8 protein-coding genes are annotated in these 9,943 nt (G+C 41.2%); 6 read left to right on the top strand and 2 right to left on the bottom strand.

Features of this window, described 5'->3' with window-relative positions; translation table 11 throughout:
• Nucleotides 1–217 precede the first annotated feature (217 nt).
• Nucleotides 218–1,486, top strand: coding sequence for a hypothetical protein (locus B0185_RS04405; RefSeq protein WP_005706450.1), 1,269 nt, complete (start codon nucleotides 218–220; stop codon nucleotides 1,484–1,486).
• A gap of 123 nt (nucleotides 1,487–1,609) precedes the next feature.
• Here the strand turns inward: B0185_RS04405 and B0185_RS04400 are convergent, their stop codons facing one another.
• Entirely contained in the window at nucleotides 1,610–2,239 is a 630-nt protein-coding gene (locus B0185_RS04400) for a glutathione S-transferase family protein (RefSeq protein ID WP_005706431.1), read from the bottom strand.
• Between the two features lie 103 nt (nucleotides 2,240–2,342).
• Here B0185_RS04400 and mutS point away from each other — a divergent pair, with 103 nt between their 5' ends.
• Nucleotides 2,343–4,937: a DNA mismatch repair protein MutS gene (gene mutS / locus B0185_RS04395; RefSeq protein WP_005706410.1), complete on the top strand. Its 2,595-nt coding sequence runs from the start codon at nucleotides 2,343–2,345 to the stop codon at nucleotides 4,935–4,937.
• Between the two features lie 163 nt (nucleotides 4,938–5,100).
• Here mutS and B0185_RS04390 read toward each other — a convergent pair whose 3' ends face one another.
• Nucleotides 5,101–5,478, bottom strand: a complete 378-nt coding sequence (locus B0185_RS04390; protein ID WP_005706388.1) for a hypothetical protein — start codon at nucleotides 5,476–5,478, stop codon at nucleotides 5,101–5,103.
• 492 nt (nucleotides 5,479–5,970) lie between these two features.
• Here B0185_RS04390 and rsfS point away from each other — a divergent pair, with 492 nt between their 5' ends.
• The 4 genes from rsfS to rodA are packed head-to-tail and all read left to right on the top strand — an operon-like array spanning nucleotide 5,971 to nucleotide 9,907.
• Entirely contained in the window at nucleotides 5,971–6,285 is a 315-nt protein-coding gene (gene rsfS, locus B0185_RS10130) for a ribosome silencing factor (RefSeq protein ID WP_005706443.1), read from the top strand.
• 3 nt (nucleotides 6,286–6,288) lie between these two features.
• The gene (gene rlmH, locus B0185_RS10125) at nucleotides 6,289–6,756 is read left to right on the top strand and encodes a 23S rRNA (pseudouridine(1915)-N(3))-methyltransferase RlmH (RefSeq protein ID WP_005706399.1); all 468 of its coding nucleotides are present in this window, start codon (nucleotides 6,289–6,291) and stop codon (nucleotides 6,754–6,756) included.
• 48 nt (nucleotides 6,757–6,804) lie between these two features.
• Nucleotides 6,805–8,787 (top strand): penicillin-binding protein 2, encoded by a 1,983-nt coding sequence (mrdA, locus tag B0185_RS04375; protein ID WP_005706453.1) that lies wholly within the window; start codon nucleotides 6,805–6,807, stop codon nucleotides 8,785–8,787.
• A complete protein-coding gene (rodA, locus tag B0185_RS04370) occupies nucleotides 8,780–9,907 on the top strand; it encodes a rod shape-determining protein RodA (RefSeq protein ID WP_005706437.1) in 1,128 nt (375 codons plus the stop codon). The genes mrdA and rodA overlap by 8 nt, the downstream gene beginning before the upstream one ends.
• The last annotated feature ends 36 nt before the right edge of the window (nucleotides 9,908–9,943 follow it).

Genomic DNA, 9,943 nt, shown 5'->3' with positions numbered 1-9,943 from the left:
GATTGAATTACAGCGAAAGTGAATAACCCCGTATCGTAAGGTATGGGGTTTTCGCTTTTAAAACTACGGCCTTTGTTAATTGCGTTTTAAATAGAAATAGTATAAATTTTGTTTGTAAAAATGAAATGGAATAGAATTTTACTGCTTTTGGAATAATGGCGAACTAGTTAATTCTACTCATAAAAAATAACATTTATCCACTTCAAGGACGTTCACCATGAGCTATCAAAAACAAGAAAGACTAGATCTAATTGATAAATTTAAAAGACTTGAACCTTTTTATCAGCAATATATGAAAGAGGATAGTGCATTTAGAAATTATCAAAATAATCTCGCAAACAGAGAACATAATCGCCAAATTATTAATAATTTACAGCAACATATTGAGAATGAAAATTTAGAACAAAAAGCTAAATTAGTTAAAAGTATTCGTGGAAATGGCTGGAAACGCTCTAGATATGTATTATTTAGATCTATTGTATTGTTTTTTATATTTTATAGTTTTTGGGGATTTTGGAGGCATGAACTGTTGAGTTTTTTACCACAGGATTTTGTGTATACCGAAACAATAAACTATAGCAATGAAAATTATACTTCGACAACTTTATATCTGAAAGAATCTGTATCTTTTTATGGCTTTATTATTTGGGTATTTGTATCTATGTTATTGTCAATGTATCTACCTCTCTCTTATTATAATAGACATAACCTTGGCAAAGGTACATATTCGAATAAAAATATAAAAGGTTTTATTATATTGTTTATATTGTTAAGTGTAGTTATATCATTAGGCTATATTTACAAGTACAATTTCTCATTAGATACGCTGCTGTATTATCCGCTGGGTTATCTACAGTGGATGATATTGAATCCATATTTAATCGCTGCAGTTGTAGTGCAGGTTATTTATCTAAGTTATTTAGCTAAAAAAGTAGAGGCAAATTCTTATTATTCAAATGAAGAGTATGATGGTTCTTTAGGTGGTTCTATAGAAAAAGACTATCATTCTTCAATTTATAGACTTCAAGAAGCACAAAAATGGTTTAATATCTACGATGATTATTGTAAAAAATATGAAGAGAGAAATGGAACTTCAATTTATGAAAACATATTGAATCATCCTATGTATAAAGAAATAAAGGATGCAATCCCTGAGTATTATTTACATCATAGTGCTTATGGTGATACGATTAAAGTTTCATCATCGTGGTTATCTGAGATCCTTTCTATATTACAGACTGGAAGAGCAGATACATTAAAAGAGGCGATCAATGTAAAAATAAGTGATGATAATAGAGATGAAATGCTAGGTAAAATCAAAGCGGCTGAAAGTGCTGCTAGTAGTGCTGAACGTCGAGCTGTTCAAGCTGAATTAGATGCTGCTCGTGCAAGAAATGAGGCTCGTAATGCTCAAAATGTGGCGGATGCTGCTAATAGAAGAGCAAGTGATGCTGAGTGGAAAGCAAATCAATCCTATTACAGATAATAATAAACCTTACTCCAATGCTCGATATTTTCTTATTATCGAGCATTATTTATAATTAACGCCCGTTATTTTATATACTTCAAATGAGAAACGAGTGAAAAAAATTTATGTTTTAAAATGGTTCTACCCCTTCAACCCTTCAATTTCTCTCACATTTTCCACCGCTTGATCAGCTTCAATGCGTTGCATAAAAGGTGAAAGTTGCGTTAAATGGTTGAAATCAATCCCTACCGCACGACACCAATTCAGCATAATGTAAAGATACGCATCCGCAACCGAAATTGCTTCGCCAAAATAGATATGGCTTTCTAAATGTTCATTTGCCACGGCAAGTTGATCTAAAATCTGCTCAACGGCTTGCTGGCGAATGGTTTGGGTTAATGTCTCATTATCTTTTGCATAACTTGGTAAACGAAATAACGGCACGAATGATTTATGAATATCTGAATTGAAAAACGCTAACCAGCGAGCGGCTTTAGCTTTATCGCGGACGGTTTTACTACCAAACAGTTTTGCATTTGGATAAAGCTCATCCAAATAGTGCAAAATTGCCTGATTTTGTGAAAGCACTAAATCGCCATCGACCAATACAGGAACAGCTCCTCTTGGATTTAACGCCAAAAAGTCTGGCGATTTGATTAACTCACGTGTTACCGCTTCAAATTGATAATCTGCATTTTCACGTTCTTTTACCCATTCCAACGCGACGTGTGGTACGAACGAGCAAGCACCAACTAAACCATATAATTTCATAAAATACTCCTGTTGTTTCAAAGTGTTGAAATTATACTGTTTTGTACAGCCATTGGCTAATCTGATAAAATAGCTCTATTCTATCATTTCAATTACGCAAACTATGACCGTAACTCAAGACCTTTCTAACCACACGCCAATGATGGTGCAATATCTGCAACTCAAAGCCCAAAATCCTGATATTTTACTCTTCTATCGAATGGGTGACTTCTATGAGCTTTTTTATGATGATGCTAAGAAAGCTGCGGCATTGCTTGATATTTCACTGACCAAACGTGGGCAATCAGCAGGTGAGCCGATTCCGATGGCTGGCGTGCCGTATCACGCAGTGGAAGGTTATCTGGCAAAATTAGTGGCGTTGGGTGAGAGCGTGGCAATTTGTGAACAGATTGGCGATCCCGCAGCCTCGAAAGGGCCTGTAGAACGCAAAGTGGTTCGCATTGTTACACCAGGTACGGTGAGTGATGAGGCATTACTGCCTGAGCGACAAGACAACTTAGTTGCGGCAATTTATGAGCATAAAGGCACTTTTGCAATTGCGACGCTTGATATGGCTTCTGGGCGTTTTTTGATTAGTGAATTGCCAAGCCAAGAGGCGTTAAGTGCCGAACTGCAACGCCTGCAACCTGCTGAAATTCTCTATGCGGAAGATTTTGCTTACGCTGGTATTCTGAATAATTACAAAGGTTTACGCCGTCGTCCTGTGTGGGAGTTTGAACTGACTACGGCAATTCAGTTGCTCAATCGTCAATTTGGTACGCAAAGTTTAGCAGGTTTTGGCGTGGAAAAAGCCACCACCGCACTGTGTGCCGCAGGTTGTTTATTGCATTACGCTCAAGAAACACAACGCACTGCATTGCCGCATATCAACAGTATTCATCTTTCGCAAAATAGCGAAACAGTCTTGCTTGATGCCGCAACCCGTCGCAACTTAGAACTCACTCAAAACCTTGCAGGCGGTACGGAAAATACCCTTGCTTCCGTCTTGGATAAATGCGTGACCCCGATGGGCAGCCGCTTGTTAAAACGTTGGATTCATCAACCGATTCGTGATGTGAAAAAGCTCAAAGAGCGGCAGGATATTATTGAAAGTTTGCAAAAAAGCGATCAAATTGCACCGCTTCAACAGGCGTTGCAAAACGTAGGTGATATGGAGCGAATTTTGGCACGTGTGGCGTTGCGTTCGGCACGTCCACGTGATTTCACTCGCTTGCGTTCCGCATTAGAACAAATTCCTGAAATTCAGCAATTTTCGCAACAATTAACTCCAAGTTTAGATCAATTACTGGCACAATTAGCAAATTTTGATGAGTTTGAGGATCTGCTTAAACGGGCGATTATTGAAAATCCTCCGCAACTGATCCGTGACGGTGGCGTAATTGCTGAAGGCTACAATGCGGAGCTAGACGAATGGCGTTCGCTTTCTGCAGGGGCTACCCAATATTTAGAAGATTTGGAAATCCGCGAGCGGGAAGCAACGGGCATTGATACGCTGAAAATCGGCTTTAATGCAGTTCACGGCTATTATATTCAAATTAGTCAAGGGCAAGCACACAAAGCTCCGATTCACTACGTGCGCCGTCAAACGCTCAAAAATGCGGAACGTTATATTATCCCCGAGTTGAAGACCTACGAAGACAAAGTGTTGAAAGCCAAAGGGGCATCATTGGCGTTGGAAAAGCAACTTTATGATGAATTGTTTGACTTGTTAATGCCTCGCTTGGGCGAATTGCAATTAGCCGCAATGGTGCTTGCCGAATTGGATGTGTTGGCAAACCTTGCCGAACGTGCGGAAAATCTTGGGTATGTACGTCCAACCTTCAGCCCGCAACGCATTATCAACATCAAAGAAGGTCGCCATCCTGTAGTGGAACGGGTGATTAAAGATCCGTTTATTGCCAACCCTATTTATCTGAACGCTCAACGTCATTTGTTGGTGGTAACTGGCCCGAATATGGGAGGAAAAAGCACCTATATGCGTCAAATTGCGTTGATCACGCTGATGGCGTATATCGGTAGTTTTGTGCCTGCAGAGAGTGCTGAAATCGGTGCGATTGACCGTATTTTCACCCGTATTGGGGCAAGCGATGATTTGGCTTCGGGGCGTTCGACCTTTATGGTGGAGATGACCGAAATGGCGAACATTCTCCATCAAGCCACAGAAAACAGTCTGGTGCTGATTGATGAAATTGGGCGTGGCACGTCCACTTACGATGGGCTTTCGCTGGCGTGGGCGTGTGCAGAATGGTTGGCGAAGAAAACACAATCCCTTACTCTGTTTGCGACCCATTATTTTGAGCTAACCAGCTTGCCGAATCAGCTTAAAGGTGTCGCGAACGTGCATTTAGATGCCCGTGAACACAACGATACCATTGCCTTTATGCATTGCGTGCAAGAGGGTGCGGCAAGCAAAAGTTACGGCTTAGCTGTGGCGGCGTTGGCAGGCGTGCCGAAACCCGTTATTGCTTTAGCAAAACAGCGTTTGGCACATTTGGAAACACTCTCCCAACAACAAAAAGTGGGCGAAGAAAACCCGCAGGCGGATTTACTTTTTTCGCAAGATGTTGTTGAAAAACCACCGCTTGTTGCACAAGAAAGTGCCGTGGAATTGGCATTGAGTAAGATTGAGCCAGATGAATTAACACCTCGTCAAGCATTAGATGAGCTTTATAGATTGAAAAAATTACGAGGAAATTAGATATTTATATCAAATAAAAAAGAAAAGGAAGTACGAATTCCCTTTCTTTTATACATGCCTATTCTATTTTTAGAATACCTAAGTAAGAGAGCGCCCAAATAAGTTCTCTTACTAAAATTATCTTGAGATATTGAAAAGTCTATTAACATAAGAAGTCCCTTGATTAGCAATAATCGCAACCATCGGCATAATTTGAACCTGATTTATTTTGTATGGAGCTGCTGTTCTTATTAAAAGAGTTATTTATAGAATTGCCTAATCCTATCAATGAGCTGCCAACTGCAACACCAGCAAACTCTGATGCAAATCCAGCCCCTCGTATGGCTGCATTTGCAGCTGTTGCTATATCGCCTACTGCACCTGCAGCAGAGTACCCAATAATACCTTTGGCTGTTATTGGTTCACCTAAAAGAGCTTGTTCGGTAACATAACCTGCTCCTCCAAGTACAGCTCCTGTTCTTGCTGAGTTAAGTATTGTTCTCGTAAAAAAAGCTCCGCCACCAGTAACTAATTGATAGTCTTTTATATCTAATTCTTTCATTTAAACCTCGATTAAATTATTTAGTATTTCTGTACATGGATATTAAAATTGGAACTAATATTAGAGAGAAGACAATACTATATGCTAGTATTTCTATTGCTGTTCTGTTTACTTTTAGTTCCCAATAAAAATAAACTCTTATGAAGATAATTCCTATATTAGAAATAGAACATAAAAAAATAGTCTTCATAAGGTTTAGTTTAAAAAATTTAAATATCTTTATCATAAAAGTAGATGTTAATGAAACTAATATTAAAAGTATTACATCTGACATTCCTTTCCCTTTTTATAATGAGAATTATTTGTAAATAATTTGATTTTAATAGAACTGTAACATTTTTGACAAGAAAAACTCTTGTAGACAGACCAGTACAATTAGGTTCAATTGGTTTGATTTTTCAAAAAATTTGCAAACACTGACCGCTTATTTTTTTATCCCTTTTTAATCTATGGTAGAATTTAAAACTTTTACAGAATAATAACGGAAAAACCATGGAACAAAATTTAGTCGAATTTTTAACCAAAACTTTAGATGATTTAAAAGCACAAGATATTTTAGCGATTGATGTGAAAGGTAAATCGAGCATTACCGATGCAATGATTATTGCCACAGGTACATCGGTGCGTCACGTGGCTTCAACCGCAGATCGTTTAGCTCAAGAGGCAAAACAAGCTGGTTTTGAAGTGTTTGGTGATGAAGGTAAAGCGGTTGCCGATTGGATTGTAGTGGATTTCGGACAAGCAATTGTGCATTTATTGCAAGCTGATGCCCGTGAAATGTATCAACTTGAGAAACTTTGGGCGTAAGCGATGAAAATTCAGCTAATTGCCGTGGGCACGAAAATGCCTGATTGGGTGAAAACGGGCTTTGAGGAATATCAGCGTCGTTTTCCGAAAGATATGCCGTTTGAGCTAATTGAAATCCCTGCGGGCAAGCGGGGCAAGAATGCCGACATTAAGCGTATTTTGGAACAAGAAGGCAAAGCGATGTTGGCAGCCGCAGGCAAAGGAAAGGTCGTCACTCTGGATATTCCTGGCAAACCGTGGACAACCGAGCAATTAGCCAGCCAGTTAGAAGGCTGGAAAAACGATGGACGAGATGTATGCTTGCTGATTGGCGGGCCTGAAGGTTTGTCACCAGAGTGTAAACAAGCGGCAGAACAGAGCTGGTCGCTTTCTCCGCTGACTTTGCCTCATCCAATGGTGCGGGTGATTGTGGCGGAAAGTTTATATCGAGCGTGGTCGCTCACGACGAATCATCCGTATCATCGGGAATAATTTTACAAGCGGTCAAATGTTTAAGAAATTCTGCAATCTGAGCAAAATATGTTTGGAAAACTAGCAAAATTAATGTCACCAAAGCCGAATGAAAAGGTGCAAAACGGGCAAGCGGAGAGCAATTTGTTTATTCGCCGTGCAGCTATTGCATTCATGGGGGTGTTGGCATTAACGGGTGTGTTGCTCGCAAATCTCTATCATTTACAAATCAGCAATTATGAGGACTATCAAACACGCTCGAATGGTAACCGTATTAAGTTGTTGCCCGTGCCGCCAACGCGGGGGCTGATTTATGACCGAAACGGAAAGGTGCTTGCCGAAAATATTACTTATTTTGGGCTGTTTATTGTGCCTGAGAAAACGCAAGATTTGGAGCAGACTTTAATTGAGCTAAAAAGCATTGTTGGCTTAACCGATGAAGATATTGAGAACTTCTACAAAGAGAAAAAACGTACCTCGCGTTATACGCCAATTTTGCTAAAGTCGGATATGAGCGAAGAGCAAATGGCACGTTTTGCGGTAAACCAATATCGCTTCCCAAGTTTAGATGTGCAGGCGTATTACAAACGGAATTATCCGTATGGCGAAATGCTCACCCATATTTTGGGATATGTTGCGAAAATCAATGAAAAAGATAAGAAAAAGCTGCAAGAAGACGGGAAATTCGGTAATTATGCAGGTTCACACGATATCGGTAAACTCGGCATTGAGAAATATTACGAAGAGCAACTGCACGGGCAAGCAGGCTTTGAAGAGGTTGAAATTAACAACCGTGGTAAGGTAATCCGCAAGCTTCGTGACCAAGAAGGTGTGGCGGGTAGTTCCTTACGTTTAACCATCGACATTGAGTTGCAACAATATATTCAAGATTTGCTGAAAGAGCAGAAAGGCTCGGTGGTAGTGTTGGATGCTCGAGATAGTAGTGTATTAGCGATGGTGACTAGCCCGAGCTACGATAATAACTTATTCGTGGGTGGTATTTCGGGCAAAGATTACAAAGCCTTGTTGGAAGATCCTGCACGTCCGCTTTACAGCCGTGCAACGCAAGGAACTTACCCGCCAGCCTCTACGGTTAAGCCCTTCTATGCAGTAATGGGCTTAGCAGAAGGAAAAATCACGCCAAATACTACCGTTTTCGACCCAGGATTTTGGATTTTACCTGGCACAACTCAGCGTTATCGTGACTGGAAGAAATCGGGGCACGGTTCAACGAATGTGAATAAGGCGATTACCGAGTCTTCAGATACCTTTTTCTATCAACTCGCCTACGATACAGGGATCGACAAAATGGCGGAGTGGATGACCAAATTCGGTTTTGGTCAGAAAACGGGTATTGACTTATTTGAGGAGTCGGCTGGCGTTTATCCTACCCGTGATTGGAAACGGGCTCGCTACAAAAAACCATGGGTGCAAGGCGATACTATCCCTGTTGGCATTGGGCAAGGCTACTGGATTGCCACGCCATTGCAAGTAGCGAAAGCCTTGGCGGTTTTGGTCAATAATGGGCGAGTGAATACACCGCATTTAATGAAAGAAATCATTCACGCGAATTCAGTTGAGCCGTATAAAGATCCGCTGCTTTACGAAAATATTACAGGTGTGCCAGAGCGTTTCTGGAATGTGGCGAAGCTTGGGATGTATAACGTAATCAATGCGGGCAACGGCACAGGGAAAAAAGCAGGCGGTTCGTTCTATCGTGCAGCAGGGAAATCGGGAACAGCACAGGTGTTCAACCTGAAAGGCGGAAAATATGACAAAAACGCTTTGAAGAAAGAGCTGCACGACCACGCGTGGTTTATTGCTTATGCACCTTACGATAATCCCAAAGTGGTGGTTGCTGCCATTTTAGAAAATGCAGGTGGTGGCGGTGCGAATGCGGCACCTGTAGTGCGTCAAGTGATGGATTTTGCCTTAACATATACGTTGAAGAATGAGGGCAATTTGCAACATTCGCCACAAAATTCACCGCTTGTGTCTCCTGTTCTTGCTTCGCCTGTGTCAGAAATGACTGAGGAAAATGTGAATGAGTAACCGATTTAGAAAGGTTTTTTGGAAAGTTTTTTCGCTTGATTTATGGCTCTTACTGGGGCTGTTTGCGATTACAGGCTATGGACTGTTAGTGCTGTATAGTGCCAGTGGCGGTAGCGAAAAAATGTTCACTAACCGCGTGGTGCAGGTATCTTTAGGATTGGGCATAATGTTTGTGATGGCGATGATCCCGCCTCGCACCTATAAGCAAATTTCGCCCTATTTGTATGCGGTCACTATCGTGATACTGGTAATGGTGGATGTGTTTGGGGAAACCAGTAAGGGAGCACAACGCTGGCTGAACTTGGGATTTGTCCGTTTCCAGCCGTCGGAAATTGCGAAATTGGCTGTGCCACTAATGGTGGCGACGTTCTTGAGTAATCGACCGCTTCCCCCGAATTTCCGCGACACAGCGATTGCGTTGGCGATTATTGTTTTTCCAACCCTGCTTGTGGCAGCACAGCCCGACTTGGGAACCTCGATTTTGGTTTGTGCGGCAGGGATTTTTGTGCTGTTCCTCGCGGGCTTAAGCTGGAAATTGATTTTTGCGGGTGTGGTCTTTTTGGCGGGTTTTATTCCGATAATGTGGTTCTTTTTGATGCACGATTATCAGAAAACGCGGGTAATGACACTGATTGACCCTGAGAAAGATCCGCTTGGTGCGGGTTACCATATTATTCAATCGAAGATTGCGATTGGCTCGGGTGGGTTGCACGGTAAGGGGTGGATGGAAGGCACGCAATCACAGCTGGAATTTTTGCCAGAACCGCATACCGATTTTATTTTTGCGGTATTAAGCGAAGAACATGGGATGATTGGGGTGTTAATTCTACTCGGCATTTATCTCTTTATTATTGCACGTGGTTTAATGCTAGGTGCGAAGTCAGATAATTCGTTTGGACGTATTCTTTCAGGCGGGACGGCACTACTCTTTTTTGTGTATGTTTTTGTAAATATTGGGATGGTGAGTGGTATTTTGCCCGTAGTTGGTGTACCCTTACCGCTGTTTAGCTATGGTGGAACGTCTTATGTGACGTTAATGGCGGCGTTTGGATTGATGATGTCAAGCTATGTACATCGTAAAAAACCACACAGCGACAACCCCTATAACAAGCTAAAATAGTAAGAAAAACAAAGGCTTGGCTTACATTATCTTGAA

Source organism: Haemophilus parahaemolyticus (assembly GCF_002015035.1).
GTDB classification, from domain to species: Bacteria; Pseudomonadota; Gammaproteobacteria; order Enterobacterales; family Pasteurellaceae; genus Haemophilus_A; species Haemophilus_A parahaemolyticus.
Note: the sequence above shows the minus strand (reverse complement) of the source record. Positions and strands in the feature narration are given on the sequence as shown.